The sequence below is a fragment of the Halorubrum sp. CSM-61 genome (genome assembly GCF_003781945.1).
In the GTDB taxonomy this organism is placed as follows: Archaea; Halobacteriota; Halobacteria; order Halobacteriales; family Haloferacaceae; genus Halorubrum.
Genome location: NZ_RJJW01000007.1, coordinates 23,917 through 45,003, shown reverse-complemented (window position 1 = coordinate 45,003; position 21,087 = coordinate 23,917). Strand labels below are relative to the sequence as shown.

Sequence of the window (21,087 nt, the reverse complement as noted above, 5' to 3'; positions counted from 1 at the left end):
CCCGTCCACACCCCCATCCAGGACCGACTCCTGTGTATTGAACCGATGGTCGTTCGGCTTTCACCTGCGGCGAAGCCGAACACGAATGCCCAAACGAAGGCAGGAATCAGGAGCTTGCGGTCACGTTTGACCACGCCGAGTTCCTCGGCATTCTTCGAGGAACTCGGAGGGAACCAGTGTAGTGAGCCGACGCATAATTCCAGATGAGGAATCCTTGTCGTACATAGACTGGGATTCCTCCTGAAAGATACCTCGATAAGCCGTCGCTATCACGCGGTTTCTCGCTTAACTAAAGACGGATGAACATTCTCTTAACCAATTATTTATTCCATTCTATATGGAACTCATTAAATGATCGGATCTCAGGTAGCTGCTTCGGAGGCGTTAGTAGAAGCAGATCAGGATGGTCCTCGTCTCGATTGTACGTCTATTGAGACCTAACTTCTGAATTCACAGAACGCACATTTGTACTGTGTGTCGCTATGTGGATCACCTGTCTTGACCGCAGCCGGGTCAAAATGTGTCAACTATTGAGGTTTCAACAGAGTTACAACTGTCAGTTACCGACACAGATTGCGAATATTTACCTACGTGTCATTTTCCATTACATCTTTCATCGTCTCAACAACCGTTCCGCACCCAATACCAACTCCGGAAAGCCCTGAGCCGGTTGTTCTTCCACTATGACAGGGGTATCTGCATGTCCAGTAATACATGTACACCATGCATCGATTTGAAGGAGAGTGGTGGGGTGTGTGGAACGGTGGAACTACCAGTTTACTGACGATAAAAACCAAGCGGTCGGGGTTGGACTGTCTCCGAATACGACATCCCACAGCTGGGCCACGGTGAATATCTCCTCGATCACCCACGGTCGCGAGCTGTCGGCGGCGGCCTCGGCGAACTTTGAACGTGTCCACTCGAGGTTCAGCGCGGACCCAAACGGAGCGCCGGGCACCTCGATGCCTTGGTCGTGCCAGTGATTGAATACCCTCTTGGCGGTCGCTCGCGTGTCGAATATTACGACAGCGGGCCGACCGAGGCCGGCTAGTTTTCGGTGAGTATGCCTGTACAACTCGTTGTTGTGGTGATACGTGAGGACCTCGCCGATGATCTTCTCGCCGCGGTCGGGATCGTTTTCCAAGATGTCCACGGTGTAATCGCCGAGCGACACGTAGGTCTCGACATCCCTCCCTTCGTTATACTCAGCTCGCACAGCCTCGACACCCACCCCAAAGCGATGTGTCAGGCCCTCATGTGGGTCCCCACGCAGATTTGGTAAGTCCTCGCGGCCATTAATCAGTGTCCGAGTGCGCTCTTCGATGTCGTAGTCGGCTCGCGACCGTGCGATGTACGTTGATTTGAGCCAGCCTGGGACGGTGTACTCGGCCTCGAACCATTCGTATCCCCCGAATGCGTCAATGAGAGCGTCGTCTTGGCGGCGGACAGTCGGGCGGAGAGCTTCGAGCTGGCGCTGGTCGAGACCGCCGAAGACGTCGTCCCAAGATGGGGCCTTATCGGCTAATAAATGCACGTCACTCGGCCCGACACGCTCGCCATTCCATAGCTTCGCTAGGCGACGGAACGCCTCGATGCGCGATTCAGAGAGAGTCAGTCTGTTCAGGTCGTGGATGTCCTCGACAACGTCGTCAGAGACGATTCCTGCGGGGTCGTTTGGCAAGTAGCCGAACTCGCTTCTGAACTGCTCGTGGGTGAGAAAACGCACGTGCGGCTCGGGGAATGAGTTGTAGATCGGAACAAGATCATCTGGATCCCCGGAGAACGATTCCGCGCCTATGTCACCCGCGATCGGCCAGATGTCAAGGTCGGGCTCGTTTGCTGATGGGTCGAAATCCGCGATGCCCGGAGGGACATCCCGAAGGTCATGGGTTCCGCCGGAAGGAGAGGGCATACTGTAGTCTAACTTATCGCCACTTCTGCCCGATGTCGGTCCTGAACCGCAGCCCGAGCACCGACGTATTGTAACACTCCTGCACCGTCTGCGGCGGGTACTCGTTGTCGCACGATCTTCCCGTGATCGCAGTCCTCGACGAGCTCGCCGTCAGGGTCGTCACTCATCTTCGAACATAGCCTCCTCCATAGCGCGTTGCTCCTCCTTCCGGCGTTTGCGTTCGGCAAATACGAACTCTACTATCTGCTTCTTCACCTCACCGTCCTGACGTGCCTCCTCAGCGCGCTCGCGAACTGCGCGTACGTGGTCTTTGACCTCTTGCTCCGACAGATCGTAGCGACGCGCCACCGACTCAGCATTCATCTCGGGCTGCGCCATCATGTACGCGATGAGGACATCCTCGCCGGCACTTTCGACTGAAGGAGGGGCGTCCCGATCTCCGGTCTTCTCCTCACTCAGACCCCCCACCAGGTGGTACACGTCCCCGTAGAGGCGCGTATTTTCTACGTCCTTGCTCCACGCGCCCATATCCATCTGTACGGGCACCGTGAAGTAGTACCACGAGCCGCTACACACGATCATCCCGTAGCCGTAGTCCTCGAATTCCAGCGGGGGGAGGTCAAAGTCACTCATCGATGTACCTCCACACTGTCTCCCCGGTAGAAGGGGTCTTAACGCCGGGGAGCGCCCGCAGCGTATCTTTCCCCTTCACCATGTTCGACCACACGCTCTCGCGGCTCGCGTACCGGGTCGCATCGACGTCGACAGCATTCAGGAGATGGTCCTTCTCAGCCTCGCCCCGCTGGCGAAGGAAGTGGTACATCGACATCACCACGTCGACACGACGCTCCAGGAGGTCTCCGCTGCCAGCCAGCTCCTCGCGGAGCCGATCCCGGTGAGCCTCATCAACAGTTTGTTGTGGTTCTCGACTGACAGACTGCCTCTCAGCCGGTTCAGGCTCAGCCACTTCTTCATCGTCATGCTCCACAATGCGACCTTCTGTGTCTGCCTCAATGAGCTCTCGAATGCGGGTATCGAGGCTCTTCGTTCGCGGAACCGTCATTTTCCATTCCCGCCAGTCGGAGTCGTCGATCTCAAACTGATACGTGACCGTGTTACCGTCTTCTGACTGGGATTTCATTGGCGTACTCAGCTATATACACTAAGCACTTGTAAAAGTCCTTAACAACTACTAAGTAGTAGCGGCATGGGTTGGGTAGCAGTCGCGGGTCGCCGCCGTCCACGATTACCTACTCGGCGCTCGTCGCGTCGGCGGTCGGGGCGGGCTTGGCGACAAAAGCGCGATGCTCGCCGTCCTGCCACGCACGGACCCGCGCCCCGATCCACCATCAAAACCGCTAGCAATCTGTCTGACGGTGAGACGTGCCGAGAAACCAGAGAGGTAGTAGAGGCGCTACTCGTCGACGGCGCGGTCGTCAAGGGGGTCCGGCATCGGGAGGTCCTCGACTTCGGCCTCGATCTCCTCCGCGGAGAGCTCCGACTCCTCGGCGAGGAAATCACTCACGCGACCGCCGAGATCGCCGACGGCGTCCTCGAATGCCTCGAGCTCGGCGTCGCTCATGGACTCGTCCCGCCAGTCGGATCCTGATTCAGATCGTGCCATGTCTCGAACCTCCGGAGCAGCGGATCGGCGTGCTGCTCGATGTACGCGATACAGTAGCGCGGCGCTCGTGTTAAACTCACGGGTGGGAAATCGTCCTTGACGCGGGACTTCTCACCGTTTCTGTAGACGTCCATGTGGAGGCCTTCCTCGGTGATGTCGTGGCCCATCGGGTTCTCAGGGTCGTGGTCGAACCGAACGACCTGCCGCCAGTCGTCGTCGACGCGACGCTCTAGCTGTACAACGAACCGCGTCGGCACCCCCGACTCCTTCACGATCTCGACGCGGAGCCGGGCGTGCGGGTACTCGACCCAGTCCCGATACTCGACGCTATTGTCACCCATCGACGTGCCTCACTTCCGTGACTATTTTCGAGGTATATGTCACCCCCGATCCCACACACCCGACCGTCGGCGGCCTTGGCGAGTGGACATCACTCAACGTGCTGATCGATGAGGCGGGACAGAAGGTCCATAACGACACCCTCCGCTGAGTGGCTACTCCTCGAGGATTCGTCGGACGCCGTCTTCAGCATGAAGTTGATCGCGGCGTTCCGGCTCGGGAGATGGTACTGCTCTTGGACGGCCTCGACGTCGTCGACGAGGTCCTGCGGCGTGCGCTGGGTGAGCCGCACCCGCTCGTCGTCCTCCTCCTGATTGTCGCCGGCCTACTCCTCGAACGGCTCGAGCTCGCGGTTAAGATAGCTACCCGGGAGAACCACATTGATCCCAAGGCTGTGGAAAGTAAACAACGGAAGACGGGTGTCATCGTAGACTGCTTGGTGTCGTTCTCGCGTCATGCGGTTCGCGATTTGCTAGTGGTGTCGACGCCGATCGGTTACCGATCGGTCCAGAACTACAATACACTGTAGGAGAAACCCTCTCGGCATGTCGAGAGAGGGGCGGTGGGCTGACAGTCCCTTCCTGCCGGGGGATATCGTGTTCGATTGGGACCATCCACGGAGAAAAGGAATCGTAATCAATCTTCCCAACAAGCAGGCGGACCAGTGGCATGTGCCGGGGAGAGGCCTCTTATCGAAAGATAACCCGGAGTACCCTAGAGACGACGACGTTGTTGTCCTTCTCCATTATAACACCTTGAAGAAAGAGCTCCCGTAGTATAGTGGTGTGAAACCCCTCCGTTTGACGGATCTCAATGAGGAGGGGATCTCTTACTACGCATTCCCAAGTAGTCAGTTAAAGAAGATAGATACGAACGGCTGCGGACGCAGACATCACGGTCAGACAGCGCCACCGAGCCGCGGCGGGGCGTGGGCAGGGCCCACTCCCGCTTGATCGGCTATCGGCACGACAGCGTGAGACGTTCGATCTGGCTCGGGAGCGTGGGTACTACGCCTGGCCGAGAAAGGTCAGCCCCGAGACGCTCGCTACCGAACTTGGGATTACGACATCGACGTTCCACGAACATCTGCGCAAGGCCGAGGAGAAACTCTTCGATCGGTCCTGAGCGGTTACGAGAGTTCACGGACAGTCTCGACGTTGGCCCCACTCGGATCGACGAAGCACGCGTCGGGAAGCTTAGACCGGCTCATACCTCTCTCTCAGAGTGCAGGGACCTCGATTCGGGGGCTGACACACGCGACATCACCCGGACGACCTTCGGTCTCGGGAGGTTTCGGCCGGTGACCGGAATTGCGACCGTCTTGCCCGCCACCTCCTCCCGGAGTGAGTCGAGAATGGCGCAGGGCGATACACACGCGCTCTCTATCAGTACCCGCTCTTCTCGGAACACTCTTGCGACCGTCTCGACGATCGCCTCCTCGGTGACGGTGTACATCGAGTGTATCTGCTCGCATCACCTCTACTGGGAGCGCGTATGGGACGTGTGTCGCGAGACCGTCGACGAAGGAACTGGCCTCGTCTTGGGTGTGACCTCGCCAATCCGCCAAGCCTGATACGTCGCATCCACGCTCTCGGCCTGGACGCTGATCACTTCGGCATCGGTGGCGGTCCCGGCCGATAGACCGTGGCCGCCACTGATGCTGCCAGCCCTGATCGATCCAAGAACCACGTCGACATCGGACGAAACGTTAAGTTTTCGTGTAGGAGAGTACTGTCTAATGACCGGATCGGAGAACGGAATGTCGAACCAATGGGATAGTGATTCCTACGACGGAGGGCACTCCTTCGTATTCGAGTATGGAGAAGATGTTGTTGGACTTCTCGACCCTGAAGCCGATGAGCGAATCCTCGATCTCGGTTGTGGGACGGGGCACCTCTCGGCCCGTATCGCAGCATCCGGGGCGGATGCTGTCGGAGTTGACTCGTCGGCGGAAATGATAACACAGGCACGCGAGAGCTATCCCGATTGTGAGTTCGTTCACGCTGATGCGCGTTCGTTCTCTTTCGAGGAGCCGTTCGACGCGGTGTTCTCCAACGCAGCCCTCCACTGGATTCCAGAACAGGACGCCGTTCTCGAATCGATCTCTGCTGCGCTCGTTCCGGACGGACGGTTCGTGGCTGAGCTCGGCGGAGCCGGGAACGTTAGCGCAATCGTCGATACCGTCCGTGAGGTGGCCGCCGACCGCGGGTACGATGTCACGAGCCCGTGGTATTTCCCCACGATTGGAGAGTACACAACGAGAATCGAGTCACATAGCTTCGAAACCCAGTATGCCTCGCTGTTCGACCGTCCAACCGAACTCGAGAACGGATCGGACGGACTGGCAAATTGGCTCGACATGTTTGGGGATAGCCTGCTGGCACCGATCCCAGAGAGCGAGCAGCCCGAACTCATCAGCACAATCGAGGACCAACTCCGGGACGACTACTACCAAGACGGGGTGTGGATTGCAGACTACCGACGATTACGGATCGTGGCTGCGAATACACGGGGATAACGATACAACCGTTCTGTACCCCAGAAACACCTTTTTGTGTCGGTAGAGAACGTTAGGCATGTGTATCTCGACGCCTCCCTGTGTTCGTCTCGGCATAGACCACCCGATCGTACAGGCCCCTATCGAGAGCGCGACCCGGCCAGAACTAGCTGCCGCGGTGTCGAACGCCGGTGGATTCGGCACCCTCGCAATCACCTGGCGGCCGCCGGAGGAAGCCGCCACGTTCGTGGAGCGAACCCGTGAATTGACCCGGGCGGTCACCCTATTGAGCGCTACAGTGATGGCCTCCCGATGGCTGGTGTCGATGGTGATCTTGAGGCGCTTGCCCTCTATGCAGGACAGAGCAGCGGCTTGACCGACGATATCCTGCATGCAGGTGAGGTTGTCGAACGATTGGCAACGGAAGCAGAGACCTGTATTGGTCGAGTAGAGGATCTATTCTCGTAAGGATGCCAGCGTTCTACCACAGCCTCTGCTGTGAGTGAAACCACAATACTCGCTACGAAATGTCAAGGAGTTTCTCTTCAGCCTTGTAGAGGTGTTCATTGAACGTGGATTTGCTGATGTTTAATTCCGCGGCTAGTTCGCCGGGTTTTGCCTTGCTCGGCCACGAATAGTGTCCTCGTTCACGAGCGAGTTGAAATACTTCGCGTTGACGGTTAGTGAGTTTGTCGAGCGGGAGCGGTTCTAACTCTCCGCTCGGCGAACGGGCCGCTGGTGCGATACTCCTGACTGTGATCTCTGCGTCCATTTCATCTCGGATCTCATTGAGGTACGATTGAATCTCCTCGCAGTCGTGATTTGTCAGAACCACCCATCGCTCTATCCCGTCGTACACGTTCGTCCGCTCGTCATGCACGAATCCTCTCGAAATGAACTGCTCGGTGACCTGTTTTCTGCCGTCATGTTCGACGAGGATTTCACGACTCGCATTCCCCGGTGGCGTCGCCGACGAACGATGATGGTACCCGCTAATCATCTCTGACACATGATATACCGACTCGAACTCAGAAATCCATCCGATTGCGTCTTCAATCGTCTCCTGTTGCTGGCCGTAGATCGTTACGTGTGATGTTGCCTTTCCCCCTTTTCGCGAGTACACGAGATGCCCGAGAATGCCGACATCGTACTGCTCTGTCGTTTGGATGATCCAACAGTTTGGGTGCCAGAGATCCATCTTGAGCCGGAGAGCACCAGTATTCGTGATTTCTTCCATACGTGTCGTAGAGCGATTGACTCCACCTGTCTGTAGGGGTGGTTACCTGTTATAGTTGGCTGTTCTATTATCCCCAAATCCCACTTTTTTCGAGTGCGATGACAATATACACAGCAAGTGGTGAAGACACTGATACCGGACGAGGGTTCCTTGCTGGCATCGTGGCTGCCGTACCCCTTCTCCTTGGCGTTCTGCCATTCGGGTTAATTACAGGAGTTACTGCGGCGAATGTGGGCCTTTCGCTCACACAGATGGTCGGAATGTCGCTCCTCCTCTTTTCTGGTGCGGCACAGCTGGCAGTAATCGACCTCATCGGTCAGAATGCTCCCGTTGCGGTGGTCATCGTGACGGCGATAATCATTAATATCCGACACATTATGTACAGCGCATCCATCGCGCCGTACTTCCGGCGATTCGACACGGCAACTAAATGGGTTGCCGCCTACTTTCTCGCTGACGAGATCTATGCGGTCTCTATCACGGAGTATCGTGATCCTGTGACGGAGCTACGAAGCCACAAGCTGTTCTACTTTGGAGCGGCAACGGCGTTCTTTACGACGTGGCTGAGTAGCACGACCCTCGGAGTAGTGCTTGGGGCGAATCTCCCCTCCGGACTCTCGTTGGAGTTCGCCATCCCGTTGACGTATCTCGCGCTTCTGTTCTCGGTGCTGGATGACCAGTCAACCGAAATCGCTGCGCTTGTCGGCGGTGCTGTCGCTGTCCTCGCTTCGTCAGTTCCATTAAATCTCGGGCTTGTCATTGCAGCTTCGACAGGAATCGTCGCTGGAGTGGTCATCGACATCCGCGGTGGACAATTCCCGAAGGTCGATGGTACCGATGGGCCAGACGCTGAACGGAGCTCGACGACCGAGGTGGGGGAGGAATGACGACCGAACACAGTCCACTGGCGATCTGGATCATCTTCGTCGCCGCTGGTCTGGCGACATATCTCATCCGGCTTTCATTCATTCCGATAATAGGGAAAGTAGATGAGGTCTCGCCACGGATCAAGGGAGTACTCAGGTTCATTCCAGCGGCGGTGTTTGCCGCGCTCGTCCTCCCGTTATTTCTCTCTGTCTCCGTCTCACCACAGACGATGCCCGTCATAACGTACGAGCCAGCAGAACTGCTCGCGGGAAGCGTCGCTGCGATAGTGGCATGGCGAACGAAAAATATCGTCGCGACGATCACCGTTGGGATGATGATTCTTTGGGGAATGCAAATTATAATATAATTTTACATATAAGAATCTACTGAAATTCTACTAGCTAGAATTTTCTCTACAACCAGATCACGCTTCCGTGAGCAGCGAGATACAGCTGCTCGACTGACTCAGTCGCCGTGTTGCTCGAAGACTGCCTCAGCGAGCGTGTTCCTGTGACCTTCGTTCGGGCCGCCGGCAATCGTGAGGAGTTTCGCATCACGAAGATACCGCTCGATGTCGTGTTCCGTCGTGTAACCGATACCGCCGTAGAGTTGCATCGCTTCGTTAGCGTTGTCCACGGCGGCTTGTGTCGCATTAATCTTCGCCATGCTGAACTCGCGTGTGACGTCGTGTCCGCGATCTGCACGGTCGGCTGCGCGGAGGGTGAGCAACCGGGCGGTATCGACTCGTTCGGCCATCTTGCCGACTTCCCAGCTGACTCCTTGGAAGTCGCGGATGTGCTGGCCGTACTGCTCACGACTGCTCGTGTAGGCCGCCGTATCTTCGAGGGCAGCACGGGCGATACCGACACCGCGAGCGGGGACGTTCACACCAGTATGTAGCTCTCCACGCTGGACGTAGCCTTCGCCCTCTTCGCCGATGAGCCGATCGTCGGGAATATGAACATCCGAGAGGGAGACGCGCGGGGACTTCACACTGTTCGCGCCCAGCGTCTCCCACACGGTTTCGACTTCGAAGTCGTCGGTGGGTACGAGAAACGTACTGATGCTGTGTGGCGTGTCCTCATCGGAACCGGTCTTTGCGTACGTGAGGACGTAGTCTGCATCGAAGAAGTTCGTCACCCACTGCTTGTGGCCGTTGAGCACATACCCATCGTCGTCACGTTCAGCGGTCGTCTCCATCTCCAGTGGCTCTGTTGAAATCCTCAACTGCTGATAGTTTGGAGAGGCCATACTGAATACAGTGCGCGTTTCTCCCACAGAATTATTTCCTGTTCAATCAGAGTGAATCGGTCAGTACAGCACACCTACTGACCACCAAAGAAGGAAACCTCGCTACCCGAGGATGTTTCCCAACAAGAGATCTGCCGTCTCGGATATCATGGAGTCCCTGCGATTGGGAGGAGAACGAACGTCACATAGGAGAGTCCGGTGGCAATAGAGGGGCCAATAATCCAGAATGCGACGAACCGAACGACGGAGGAGGGGTCGAACAATTGCTTGGCGTTTTGTATGTTTTCGGGGTTTTCTTCGCCGACTGGTGGGACTTCATCACCGGTTTCAACGGCGACTGCATCGACTGAGATTTTATTTTTAGTGTTTCCTTTCACGAGGTCGGAAATCCCTGTTGGGCGCGTAGCACGTCCCCATCCGAGACCGACGATACACATGACTGTGGAAAGTGCGAGGCTCATCGGGATGCCGAGCGCTGAAGCAACTGTCGTAATACTGGCGGCAACGACCATCACAATCGTCGCTGCCAGTAATGGCAAGTCTGTGAGATCGTTTCCGACAGACTCCATCGTCCGCCGAGCGATGGTGAACGCACCGATACCAATGGCGACACTCCCAAGAATAACGGCATTACTTATGTTGATTAATCCACCACCGACGAGTGGTGCGACCGCGTTGGCAACGTTGCTCGCACCAGCACTAAATGACATGTAGCAGGCGATAACGAGTACTAGAACACTGCTGACTGCTTCACGAGGAGTGGTTCCGGGGCCTAATTCCGGTGTCGGCACGACTCCTGACCGGTTGAGCGTGAGAAGCGGGCCACTGGATTGTTCGAGAGCAAACTTTTGGTCGAGGTAGGGGTAAAAATGGCGACCAATGATTGCACCGACCCAGAACCCGACGATTGGCGCAATAACCCACCAGATCATGATTGAACCGATAACAGCATAATCGAGCTCGCCAGTTGCGAGTCCGAGACCGGCAATCGCCCCGACTGCGGTCATCGAGGTTGAAACGGGAACCCCGTAGATGTTGGCAAGCAGCATTCCGAGTCCGATAAACCCTAAAATGACAATGCTTGCTTCGGTCGAGAACAGCGCTTGTGGGACGAGACCACCACTGAGTGTGTCGATGACGTTGCGTCCAACTGTCCAACCACCAAGGAAGACAAAAAACGTCATCATGGCGGCTGCTGCGGTTTTGTTAGTGATGCGTGCTCCGACAGGCGGTCCCCACGCCACGCCCGTTGATGACCCACCGATGTTGAACCCGACAAAGATAGCTGCCGCAAGTGCGATTAGGTACAAAATTGAAACCATGCAATAACTTAATAATAGCATACGTGTACTTGTTGCGATTCCGCTGAGCGGTTCAGATACAACGGTCCGACGAGTCGTTTATTCGTGGGAAACGTCGCTCAGAAGGTGTTCCGTCGCTCACCGGTTCTGGTGACTATTGTTTGATAAGCAGATACACCGAGCGGGTAGTTCAGCCATCTCTGCCCGAACAGCCAGTCGATGAGAGTTGCTTATTGAGGTTGAGGGTTATACCAGCTCAAATAGGTGTACCGATAGTCGTGCGAGATACAACGCGCAAGTCTTGCGAATCAAATCAGCCTGAAACCGGCGCTATCTACAGCCGCTTAACATCGAGCAGTCTTCATCGTTCAGTATAGTGAGGTGGAAAAGTTATTGTCGATGATGAATTCGTCAAGAGTATAATGATGAGACACGCAAGGACTACCACAGTCTCGGAGGATAGGCTAGTTTTGGATCGAATCGCCATCAAGTCGTGGTGATTCTCAGCGGTCAGGGATCGATTTTGAAGCTTTACTCTTCAACCACCGGACGAAAGCACGAAATTGCGTGGATTTTGGTGCTGCTGAATACGGTTGTCACTCTTGAGCGGCGGACCCAGCGAGAGGTCAGCCGATTAGTCGTGCGGGATCAACGACGAGGCAACGAGTTCGACACACTCACCCGCAGTTAACACGGGTGCGTAGTCCATTTCACCTCCCACACCCGCTTTCAGTAGAAAGTCGGTGAGCCGCCAGATATTGTACAAGAGGACCGCGAACACGAAGTAGAACAATCGAACCCGGTAGTCTTTCGAGGAGGTCTTGGCGAGAAAATCACCTTTGATCGATTTGTACTCACTCTCGATCTGCCACCGGCGGCTGTAGCGCTGACAGAATGTCTCGGCTTCCTCGGGACCGACTCGAAGATTCGTCGCGAAGACAGCCGTTCCCTCCCCACTCGTCGACGGCACGTACAGGAGCCGCATTGGATGCGATCCAGATTCCACATGGACAGAAGCCGATTCAACAGCCACCTCTTGGTCGTCTTCCACCATTTGTTCGAGTACATCCTGTTCGGAGCTGGAGATCCGCTTGGGTATGAGGTAGTTCACATCGAGGTTTGAGAGTGTCTGGAACACTTGTCTCGAGTCAAACTCTCGATCACACAGTACTGTCTCGATTGGAACATGCTCTTTCGCTCGTCGAACGAGCCGTCGCACAGTACGATGGATCTGATTCGAAGGGTTCTCATCCCACTCGGAACTCTCACGGACCGGCTCAACCGCCAGAACGAGCGGGATGTTCTGCCCGATGATCGAAAGCGTCGCAAATTTGAACGCTCGACCGTCTCTATCCTTCGTCCCGCTGACCATCGGCATTCCTTCGACCTCTCCGTAGTAGGGAATGGTGGTGATGTCGATCGCCGCAGTGACTGGACGGCGGAATGAGGATTCAGAAGCGATCACGGAAAGCAAGCGATCCGTTGTCTCGTTGAAGCCGTCGACGAGCTCGTCAGGATCGAACTGCTTGACGGCGCGGAGGTGGGTATCACCATGGGGGCTGTACTCTTCGCCATGGCGATATTGAAAACGAGTCGCTCCCTGCGCAGTTCCACAGTGGACCATCCCCATGAACGTCTGTAGCTCAAAGAATTGTGTGTCCTCGTACGAGGCGTTCGACGCCCGACCAGAGTCGAAGTGCCCAAAAGCGTGATCACGCGCGAGGCGCGTTGTCTGGATGATCTCCTCCTGTGAGAAGGATTTGTCTTCTACTGGGTCTGCGGCTTCTTGCTCATCGTCGACGATCTCTGCCTTAGGCCGCACCTCCGGCGCTGAGATGTCGCGATCGTGGACTTCCTTGATGACGAAGTGGGCAGCAGCGTGGATGTATTCGTGTGTTGCGTCGTCGAATCGATTTCGCCACGCCCGCGAGAACGCTGATTCGTCGGGCACTCGGCTAAAACCGAGGATAGTCACCACTTCCGGTTGCCGGGTGAGTCGTCGAGTGAAGTCAGCGTACGAATCCCCAGTGATCTCCATGAACACGAATGAGAGGATCATCGCGCGAAACGAGAGTGGTGCAGGATGCCACGCTGGATACCCGTCCTCGACCGCGTCTGTCGAATGATCGAGATTTTCGAACACGGTGACGAGACCGGTTTCTTTGAGTTTATTCCGGATGGTGATCCCGAGCTGGTACGCTTCGCACAAAGAGCTCATTCGAGGATGTTCACTATTAAGTGGACCAATAGAACTGCGCTGCTCTGTTGAAACCATTAGGCCGTGATACGTTCCCCCTCTAGCACTCGTCAGTACAGGAGACTCACGAATCGCTCATATAGTGAAGAAATATAATTACTCTAGCTTTTTGACATTCGACCGATTTGAAGACACCATACTAACCAGAATTTAAAAATGATGTGGTCTTGTTCGTTTTAGCGATATAGATTCAGTCGCTGCAGGACCGATCCAATTAGCACCGCTATGGGAATGATCTCAAGCCGTCCGACCCACATATTGAGTATCAACATCGCTTTTGCAGTATCCGGCATGTCTGGTCCGGTGATACCGCTACTGAGGCCGACGTTGCTCTGTGCGCTCATAACGTCAAAAATGACGTACTCAAGCGGATGAGCCGGTGAGAGCACACGGAGAAGTACCGCAACACCGATTACGAGGAACGTAATCCAAAGGATGAACACCACGGTCGCTTCTGTGTACTCACGTTCGGCCTGCTCTTCACTGAGACGTCGATCGCCGATCTGGAGATACCTGATTGCAGTTTGTGGACGGAACACGTCCTGAATCTGCCAGATGGTCCCCTTGATCAACGTTATCACGCGAATGAGTTTGAGACCGCTAACTGTCGAACCCGCTGCAGCACCGGTGAGCATTCCGAGACAGGTCCACAGGGTCGCCCCAGCACTCCAGACCTGCTCTGTACCACCGCCGACTGCCGCGCTGCCAAAGCCGGTGTTCGAGGTGGCGGAGACGAACTGGAACAGCGCAACCCTGAACGTCTCTTCGAGCGTCGCGTACTGGCCGTTGGCGTGTAGAATGCCCGTGAGAACGAATGAGCCGACAGCGAACCAGATGAACACCCACCGCGTCTGCAGGTCGCTGTACAGAGTTCGTACCTCGCCTTTGAATATCAGATAGTGGATAGGGAACGCGATGCTTCCCGCGATCATGATAGGCACAGTCACGTACTCGATCAACGGGCTGTCGTAGAATCCGATCGATGCAGCGTGAACGGAGAACCCGCCTGTGGCGATCCCGGTCATCCCGTGATTGATGGCGTCCCACAACGGCATGCCAGCCAGCAGGAACAGGGCGATCGAGGCAAGCGTCAGGCCGACGAAGATCTTCCATATCTCCTGGACGGTGGTTACGATGCTCGGATGGATTTTCTCTGAGCGAGCCTCGCTCTCATAGAGTGTGTATGAGCCGCCACTACCACCCCGATGAAGAATAGCCACGGTCAGAACAATAACGCCGACACCACCGATCCACTCGATGAACGACCGCCACCAGTGTAGTGACCGGGGCAGTTTTTCTTCGACGGCAGCCACCGTCAGGCCTGTTCCAGTGAACCCGCTCATGCTCTCGAAGACTGCATCGAGCGGGTTCAGAAACACCGCTGTCGTCTCGTCCATCGCCGGTGTGTTCATCCAGATCGGCAACGGATCGAGCTGGATTGTCCACGCGATGAAGAGGAAAGGGAGGCTTCCGAGAACACCGACGAGCGCCCAGGCAGTGGCTGCAGTAACCATCGCCTCGCGTTTCTCCGGCGGCTCAGCGTCTTGATAGCGCCAGACGAGCGCACTCCCGATACCGGCCATAATGAAGGCAGAGACGACAAAAGCCGGAATTGCAAAGAATTCGCCGTTTACTGCCGCGACGACGATAGAAATCACCATCATCAACGAGATGGCTTGCACGATGCGACCGACGTCACGGCCGACAGTTCGTCTGTTTACGATCAGGCTCATGATAATCGAGAGGCTGTCAGGTTGGCTAAGTGGGTGCGAAGTGACTGTCGTCCAAGCATGAGTGATGTCATGGATGGTGCGCGACCAACAGATTGCTCACAAGCTGAATCCATTCGAGTTGTTTGTCTCGTGATCTTCGTAATGGCCGAAAATGTCGGTCACTTCCGGTGTTGCTCCAGTGCCGGAGTACACTGTTAGCAGGTCTCCTTCTTCGAGGCGAGTTTGGCCTCGCGGGGTGATGGGTGACTCCGATCCGTCTCGTTCGATCGCTACAACGAGCGTGTCTTCGTCAAACAATCCTTTCTCGTCTGCTTCCATGAGGGTCAGACCGGCGATCGGTGCGTCTTCTGTGACCGTGATCTCGAACACTTCGGCGACATCTCCGACTCGCATGTAATCGACAATCGACGGGCGATCCACAGATCGGAACAGCGATTCCGCAATGAGCCGCTGTGGGTTCTCCATCGTGTTGACGCCGATTTGACTAAAGACGGACATATGCTCCGGGTTGTGGACCACCGAGACGATCGCGGGAATATCGAGTTCCTTTGCGAGCAAGCAGATCATGATGTTGGTCGCGTCCTGATCCGTCGTCGAAATAATGGCGTCTGCGCGGTCGGCCCCCGCGTCTTCCAACGTCTCTTTGACTGTCGCGTCAGCGTTGATGACCATACAGTCGAATTCGCTGGCGACCTGGTCTGCTCTCGCGGCGTCTCTTTCGATGACGACGACTTCGTATCCGGTTCTCGTTGCGATTTCGATGAGCGGGGTTCCGATATCGCCCGCCCCGATGATGATAATGTACATGCTGATCACACCTCCAGTCGCCGCAGCAGCGGTTCACGGATTGACATCGCCGATTCCTCCGGGCCACGAGCCATCACGATGGTCCGATCCATTTCTACACCGACCGTCTCCGGGAGCGATCCGAATAGCACCTGAGAGATCGTCCCGGATCGGGTGGCTCCGACACAGATCGTATCGTATTCTTCAGCCGCGTCGATGATCGCCTGTTCGGTATCCCCTACAACTCTGATCTCGGCATCATATGTCATGTATCTGATTCCAGCGCGTTCGGATAACTCCTTGATCACTGCTCCACCACGATCGGTGTGAGAACTATCCTCGCCACTACCCGTCTCCGGAGACTGGACGTTGAGCAACGCTAGTGACGACTCGTCGTCGGCTGCGGACACGAATTCGACAGCCCGCTGAGCCGCGGCCGGCACATGGGGACCTCTTCCGGAGAACATCATGATGTCAACCGTCATTCGCTTCCGTCCTCCTCTGGAAGTGCGATAACCGGCCTATCTGCGTCCGTGACCAGCTTGAGAGCGACATCGCCGGAGAGGAACTGGACGATCCGGCTCCCACCTCGGGGGCGAAACGCGATCGCGCTGGCGTCCACATCCGCCGTGACATCGATGATGGCCTCAACCACATCTCTCCGATAGACAATTTCCTCATCTGCCTCCGGGATGAAACCTCGAAACGCAGCGAACGCGTCCGCAGCTCGTTGTTCTGCCTGTTCAATCGGGAGCTTGTCAGGAACTCCTTCACCCTTCTCAACAACGTGAACGACAGTTACCTGACCGTACTCGTAGGCGCTGAGAGTGCGTGCTGTGGCTCGCGCATCCTCCTCGTTTACGACCGGGACGACGAGATGGCCAGTCAGTAATTGATGCATGATTATTCCTCCGTCCCAGTATCGACGTCGTCACTCCCGCAATTCGGACATATGTCTACCCCACGGTCGAATGTCTGTCCACAGCTTTCACACCGTGCCTCCGCCGCGTTATGGAGATCCCCAAGATACGCCCAATACAGCGATTCCGTCCCGTCGTAGTGCGGTTCACGTCGAACGTGGTACAGTGACGTAATATCCGTATTCACGCCTGGACCATCCGGATCCGGAGGGTGCTGTCGCACGAGTGCGTACGCTCCATGGTTCTCGATGTTGAGGACTTCCCCGGCGGCGTCTGCTTCGATCTCCGCTTCGATTGGCGTTCGAAGTGATTCGATGCGCTTCTCGATGTACGAAAGGAGCGATTTCAACTCGGGGAGTTCCAACGGATCGATCCGTTGAATCAGCGCCTGGGGGAGATCGTCCGGTGGCGTCGGATCCTCATTGGTGTTACTCATGGTCTCACTTCCGTCTCGAGGCAGCATCAGGGCCATCCGGATCGCGGGGCACTCCATTCGAGACGTGATTCGTATTTGCCGCTGGTGCACCGTGGGTGAACATCGTGTACGAACGCATATTACGGTAAGATAAAAATCTGCCGTATCAGCCAACGATTCCGTAATTTATTCCCTATTCACTTTCTTATCGTTTATCTTTGTTTTCTGGGTGTCTATCACGTATTGAGCGTCGTTTTCAGCAGGTCAGCCACCGGCTGGCAGAGACAGCAACTCAAGAATAGAACAAATACCAAACGATAATTTAAAAGGGCCTACGGAGCCAATTTCAGCGTATAAATATGTCTCTTCAGATCGATACGATCGACGAACAGATCCTGTATTATCTGACCGAGGAAGCCCGACACACGTCCGCTCCGGATATCGCGGAGAAAGTCGATGTCTCAGCTCCGACAGTCCGAAATCGGATTAGGCGGCTCGAAGAGGAAGGAGTTATTCGAGGATACCATGCCGACGTTAATTATCAAAAGGTAGGCGGGCGGCTGACCAATCATTACGTCTGCAGTACGGGAAACCGTGACCGAAAAGAGATGGCACAGCGCGTCCTCGATATTCCGGGCGTGATTAACGTCCGGGAGATCATGTCCGGGAAAGGCGATCTCCGAATTACGGTCGTCGGAACAGATACTGATGATCTCACGCGAATCGCTCAAGGAATTATTTCGCTCGGTATTGAGATCGACGACGAGGATCTGGTCCACCGAGAGTATTTCCGTCCCTATGCTCCATTCGGGCCTCGGGACGAAGAGGTAGCCTCACCAGTTACCGGGGTCGCAGGTCTCGCTGGCGACGCCGATGTCGTCGAAGTTATTGTCAGAAAAAAGGCACCTATCGCCGGGAGAACGCTCCAAGAAGCAAACGAGGAGGAACTTATTTCGCCGGATGTGTTGGTCGTCCGGATCAACCGCGACGAGGGAACAATAACGCCAACTGGAGAGACGGTGATGAAGGAGAACGATTTCGTCACAATTCATTCCCGGTCAGGTGTTACTGAAGAGACGCTCGAAGCGTTTACTGGTGACTGATCGATCCGCCAGCTAGAGGGACTCATACCCATGAATACATGTTCGTTCTGACCTAGTTTTCTAACTCAGCAGTCCGGGATACCGTTCAGCCATCTTCAAGGAGATCTCTGTGTACTCAAAGAACTCTTCGGCTCTATCCTCAAAGTCATCCTGACCGCTTCCTCCCTGACAACCACATACTCCCGGTGCTGTCACAACCACAGATCCATTATATGTGTGTGGACTCAATCTTTGTCTATGACACGTTCTTCGGAGCGTCCGACACCCCCGGAAGGACTTCCCCGGGAAGTAATCGACGCACTCACCAATTGTACGCCGGAAGAGCTTCGGAAAGCGATCGTCCACGCCCAGGAATTGCTCCATTTCCACGGAGAGGCGGAGCTCCCCATCAACGCAGAAGCTAATGACGATATCCTCCGCGTAAAAGAACACGAGGGATACACAGAAGTGGTGAAACAGTTCCGGTGTGCGGACGGTTGCGACGACTGCCCACACGGACCTTATCTTTACCACGTTACGGAGGAACCGCATCCCGACGGAAGCCACAAAGTACACTGGTCGTTCATGGGACCGGTCCACTCTCAAGAGGAGTAACCAAGCGAAAACAACCGTCCCTTTAGATGGTCCGAATAGGGATCATTGGCTCTGTTGAAATCCTATTCTTCAGACAGGTTCTCGTGTGAAACAGCCGGTCAGTAGACTGTATATAGATCGGCTGTTTCAGCGGAACTCGGCTGGAAACTACTGCTTGGTCGATCCTTATACCATTGTATCAACTTACCCATAGAGTATTCGACATTCATGATTAGATATTTTAAGTCGGGGCTGATGGGCTGGACACAGAGACGATTTATGTGCCGATGGATGATCGTGGCTGGAATCAGTATGGTCGCTGCCTCAGCAACTGTATTTCTTATTGATGTTTCAGGGATGCTTCTGCCGCTCATCGTCGGATTTTCTATGGTCGGCGTAGGGGGTTTACTTTCGGTTCTCAATGCAGAATAATCCAGTAATTGGACGATACGTCCGGTTGGTGAACTAGTCTCCAGAACTTGTCTCAATATTTGGGTCGGCCGGTGCTAGGTTCAGAGGCTGTATTGATCGCACAGATCAGAATCTGTCACCCTGTGTGGATTCCAACAAAGCCAGATCATGGGTTAAGGCCCCAGATACCAGCCCGAACGAACACGAGTACCGGAATGATCTCCAATCGCCCGATCCACATGTTGAGGACGAACATCCCCTCGGCCAGCGGTGACATCGAGGGACCCGTTATTCCCGAGGACAATCCGACGTTCCCCTGTGCACTAGCGACCTCGAACAGCGCGTCAGCGTAGCCGAATTCCGGACCGGCGACATTGACGAGAACAAGGCTCCCGATAACGAGTGCGACGAGCCACAGGAGAGTGACAATAGCGGCTTCGCCGAACTCGCGTTCCATCGTCTCGCGGTCCAGCGTCCGGTCACCGAGACGCGCCGTGACGACAGCGTTTTTTGGCAGAAATACGCGGGAGAACTGCCAGGCGATACCACGACCGACCGTGTATCCGCGGACGATCTTGATCCCGCCGACGGTGGACCCCGCAGCACCACCGAGAACCATCGCACCAACGACGATCACCTTCGCGCCAGCGATCCAGCGGCCAATTGGAGCCGATTGGAACCCGGTACAAGTCAGGGCACTGACCCACTGGAATATTGAGTCTCGAATAGCGTCAAGCTGTATCCCATCAAAGAACGGCACAGGAGATGGGACGAACGAACTCGTCGCGAACGCGCCAGAAGTTGTCTGAACGGATGCGAGATTCTGTATCGAGAGTACAATGACACCGATCCCAAGAAGCGCAAACAGCCACCGGGTCTGGAGGTCTGCGACCAGTTCGTGTACGTTCCGGTCTTTGAGAACGATGTAGTGGATAGGGAAGGCGATAGCACCGAGAATCATAATCGGGAGGAGTGTCGCTTCAACCAGTGGTGAACCGTATGTCGCGATCGAGTTGTCCGTGACGGAGAATCCACCCGTCGTGAGGCCCGTCATGGCGTGGTTGAGGGCCTGCCATGCGGTCTCGCCGGGAGTGAGTGATTCGGAGTAGGTGCTTCCGCTGGCAGAGATCGCTACAAACAGCAGCAGGAAGGCAAGCAGTGTGTACCCGACGACGAGCTTCCAGACCGTCCGAACCGTCGAGACGACGCTCGGATGGATTTTCTGCTCTCTTGCCTCACTCTGATAGAGCGCATAGCTCCCGCTGCCGGGACGTGAGAGGATTGAAACTGTGAGGACGATGACGCCAACGCCGCCGACCCACTGGATGAATGACCGCCACCACTGTACCGCCCGCGGCAGTGACGGCTCGTGGATCGCCATCGTCAGTCCGCTCCCGGTCCACCCGCTCATGCTCTCGAAAAAGGCGTGGAGCGGATCACGGAAGTACGCGAGACTGGAGAGTGTTGTAGTTCCGCCGACGCTGATTGGATCCCAGGATCCGGTGTCCGTAGCAGCGGGGACGAACGCGTCCATCGCGGCCGGCGGCGTTACCCACGCCGTGAGGAACAACGGGAGAGCGCCGAAGACGGCAACCATGAGCCACCCGCCGGCAGCGATCACCATCCCGTGTTTCATTTTCGGCTCTGACGCGTCGGCGAATCGTCGATTGGCCACCCCACCGACAAACGCCGTCATCCCGCCTGCGACAAGGAATCCGAGCGCGGCGTAGAGTTCACCGAACGCAAGGGCGACGACGACGGTGACCGTCATCAGTCCAGCCTCCATCAGGAGCAGTGAGCCGATGTCACGGGCGATAACCCCCAGATCAGACGGGAGTCGGCCACCGTTCGGTTCGGTCAT

24 protein-coding genes and 1 pseudogene are annotated in these 21,087 nt (G+C 55.8%); 8 read left to right on the top strand and 17 right to left on the bottom strand.

Annotated features, from left to right (window positions below):
* Positions 1-41: 41 nt before the first annotated feature.
* From EDM04_RS13040 to EDM04_RS13015, 6 genes and pseudogenes are all read right to left on the bottom strand, one after another.
* A pseudogene (locus EDM04_RS13040) lies at positions 42-195 on the bottom strand (IS4 family transposase); the annotation flags it as partial.
* 574 nt (positions 196-769) lie between these two features.
* Positions 770-1,912 (bottom strand): hypothetical protein, encoded by a 1,143-nt coding sequence (locus EDM04_RS13035; protein ID WP_123622804.1) that lies wholly within the window; start codon positions 1,910-1,912, stop codon positions 770-772.
* A gap of 159 nt (positions 1,913-2,071) precedes the next feature.
* Positions 2,072-2,545 (bottom strand): hypothetical protein, encoded by a 474-nt coding sequence (locus EDM04_RS13030; protein ID WP_123622802.1) that lies wholly within the window; start codon positions 2,543-2,545, stop codon positions 2,072-2,074.
* Positions 2,538-3,053: a hypothetical protein gene (locus EDM04_RS13025; protein WP_123622800.1), complete on the bottom strand. Its 516-nt coding sequence runs from the start codon at positions 3,051-3,053 to the stop codon at positions 2,538-2,540. The genes EDM04_RS13030 and EDM04_RS13025 overlap by 8 nt, the downstream gene beginning before the upstream one ends.
* Before the next feature lie 273 nt (positions 3,054-3,326).
* Positions 3,327-3,494, bottom strand: coding sequence for a hypothetical protein (locus EDM04_RS13020; protein ID WP_206424465.1), 168 nt, complete (start codon positions 3,492-3,494; stop codon positions 3,327-3,329).
* Complete coding sequence (locus tag EDM04_RS13015; protein ID WP_123622796.1) at positions 3,491-3,877, bottom strand: hypothetical protein; 387 nt, start codon at positions 3,875-3,877, stop codon at positions 3,491-3,493. Before EDM04_RS13015 ends, EDM04_RS13020 begins: the two co-directional genes overlap by 4 nt.
* 221 nt (positions 3,878-4,098) lie before the next feature.
* On the opposite strand from EDM04_RS13015, the gene EDM04_RS13010 reads away from it, so the two are divergent.
* Positions 4,099-4,404: a hypothetical protein gene (locus tag EDM04_RS13010; protein ID WP_123622794.1), complete on the top strand. Its 306-nt coding sequence runs from the start codon at positions 4,099-4,101 to the stop codon at positions 4,402-4,404.
* A gap of 338 nt (positions 4,405-4,742) precedes the next feature.
* Positions 4,743-5,000, top strand: a complete 258-nt coding sequence (locus EDM04_RS13005) for a helix-turn-helix domain-containing protein (protein WP_123623081.1) — start codon at positions 4,743-4,745, stop codon at positions 4,998-5,000.
* Positions 5,001-5,081: 81 nt separating this feature from the next.
* Here the strand turns inward: EDM04_RS13005 and EDM04_RS13000 are convergent, their stop codons facing one another.
* Positions 5,082-5,330 carry a hypothetical protein gene (locus EDM04_RS13000; protein WP_123622792.1) on the bottom strand — a complete coding sequence of 83 codons (249 nt, stop codon included), beginning with the start codon at positions 5,328-5,330 and terminating at the stop codon, positions 5,082-5,084.
* A 283-nt stretch (positions 5,331-5,613) separates the two neighbouring features.
* On the opposite strand from EDM04_RS13000, the gene EDM04_RS12995 reads away from it, so the two are divergent.
* Complete coding sequence (locus EDM04_RS12995; protein WP_123622791.1) at positions 5,614-6,393, top strand: trans-aconitate 2-methyltransferase; 780 nt, start codon at positions 5,614-5,616, stop codon at positions 6,391-6,393.
* Positions 6,394-6,451: 58 nt separating this feature from the next.
* Complete coding sequence (locus EDM04_RS19165; RefSeq protein WP_123622788.1) at positions 6,452-6,748, top strand: nitronate monooxygenase; 297 nt, start codon at positions 6,452-6,454, stop codon at positions 6,746-6,748.
* A 144-nt stretch (positions 6,749-6,892) separates the two neighbouring features.
* On the opposite strand, the gene EDM04_RS12985 is transcribed toward EDM04_RS19165, so the two are convergent.
* On the bottom strand, positions 6,893-7,609 hold the full coding sequence (locus EDM04_RS12985; RefSeq protein WP_206424464.1) for a helix-turn-helix domain-containing protein: 717 nt from the start codon (positions 7,607-7,609) through the stop codon (positions 6,893-6,895).
* 98 nt (positions 7,610-7,707) lie between these two features.
* Here EDM04_RS12985 and EDM04_RS12980 point away from each other — a divergent pair, with 98 nt between their 5' ends.
* Positions 7,708-8,496, top strand: coding sequence for an AzlC family ABC transporter permease (locus EDM04_RS12980; RefSeq protein ID WP_123622786.1), 789 nt, complete (start codon positions 7,708-7,710; stop codon positions 8,494-8,496).
* Positions 8,493-8,843 (top strand): AzlD domain-containing protein, encoded by a 351-nt coding sequence (locus tag EDM04_RS12975; protein ID WP_123622783.1) that lies wholly within the window; start codon positions 8,493-8,495, stop codon positions 8,841-8,843. The genes EDM04_RS12980 and EDM04_RS12975 overlap by 4 nt, the downstream gene beginning before the upstream one ends.
* 98 nt (positions 8,844-8,941) lie before the next feature.
* Here the strand turns inward: EDM04_RS12975 and EDM04_RS12970 are convergent, their stop codons facing one another.
* The 8 genes from EDM04_RS12970 to EDM04_RS12935 form a co-directional block, all read right to left on the bottom strand.
* A complete protein-coding gene (locus EDM04_RS12970) occupies positions 8,942-9,727 on the bottom strand; it encodes an acyl-CoA dehydrogenase family protein (RefSeq protein WP_241154913.1) in 786 nt (261 codons plus the stop codon).
* Between the two features lie 146 nt (positions 9,728-9,873).
* Positions 9,874-11,049, bottom strand: a complete 1,176-nt coding sequence (locus tag EDM04_RS12965) for an inorganic phosphate transporter (RefSeq protein ID WP_123623077.1) — start codon at positions 11,047-11,049, stop codon at positions 9,874-9,876.
* Between the two features lie 613 nt (positions 11,050-11,662).
* Positions 11,663-13,246, bottom strand: a complete 1,584-nt coding sequence (locus EDM04_RS12960; RefSeq protein WP_123623075.1) for a transposase — start codon at positions 13,244-13,246, stop codon at positions 11,663-11,665.
* A 215-nt stretch (positions 13,247-13,461) separates the two neighbouring features.
* Positions 13,462-15,018: a TrkH family potassium uptake protein gene (locus EDM04_RS12955; RefSeq protein ID WP_123622781.1), complete on the bottom strand. Its 1,557-nt coding sequence runs from the start codon at positions 15,016-15,018 to the stop codon at positions 13,462-13,464.
* Positions 15,019-15,114: 96 nt separating this feature from the next.
* The gene (locus EDM04_RS12950; protein WP_123622779.1) at positions 15,115-15,825 is read right to left on the bottom strand and encodes a TrkA family potassium uptake protein; all 711 of its coding nucleotides are present in this window, start codon (positions 15,823-15,825) and stop codon (positions 15,115-15,117) included.
* A 5-nt stretch (positions 15,826-15,830) separates the two neighbouring features.
* Positions 15,831-16,289: a universal stress protein gene (locus EDM04_RS12945; protein ID WP_123622777.1), complete on the bottom strand. Its 459-nt coding sequence runs from the start codon at positions 16,287-16,289 to the stop codon at positions 15,831-15,833.
* On the bottom strand, positions 16,286-16,705 hold the full coding sequence (locus tag EDM04_RS12940) for a universal stress protein (RefSeq protein ID WP_123622775.1): 420 nt from the start codon (positions 16,703-16,705) through the stop codon (positions 16,286-16,288). The genes EDM04_RS12945 and EDM04_RS12940 overlap by 4 nt, the downstream gene beginning before the upstream one ends.
* 2 nt (positions 16,706-16,707) lie before the next feature.
* On the bottom strand, positions 16,708-17,160 hold the full coding sequence (locus tag EDM04_RS12935) for a zinc ribbon domain-containing protein (RefSeq protein WP_241154911.1): 453 nt from the start codon (positions 17,158-17,160) through the stop codon (positions 16,708-16,710).
* Positions 17,161-17,498: 338 nt separating this feature from the next.
* Here EDM04_RS12935 and EDM04_RS12930 point away from each other — a divergent pair, with 338 nt between their 5' ends.
* Positions 17,499-18,242 (top strand): Lrp/AsnC family transcriptional regulator, encoded by a 744-nt coding sequence (locus EDM04_RS12930; RefSeq protein WP_123622774.1) that lies wholly within the window; start codon positions 17,499-17,501, stop codon positions 18,240-18,242.
* A gap of 237 nt (positions 18,243-18,479) precedes the next feature.
* Entirely contained in the window at positions 18,480-18,836 is a 357-nt protein-coding gene (locus EDM04_RS12925) for a hypothetical protein (RefSeq protein ID WP_123622772.1), read from the top strand.
* Positions 18,837-19,392: 556 nt separating this feature from the next.
* Here EDM04_RS12925 and EDM04_RS12920 read toward each other — a convergent pair.
* Complete coding sequence (locus EDM04_RS12920) at positions 19,393-21,087, bottom strand: potassium transporter TrkG (RefSeq protein ID WP_123622770.1); 1,695 nt, start codon at positions 21,085-21,087, stop codon at positions 19,393-19,395.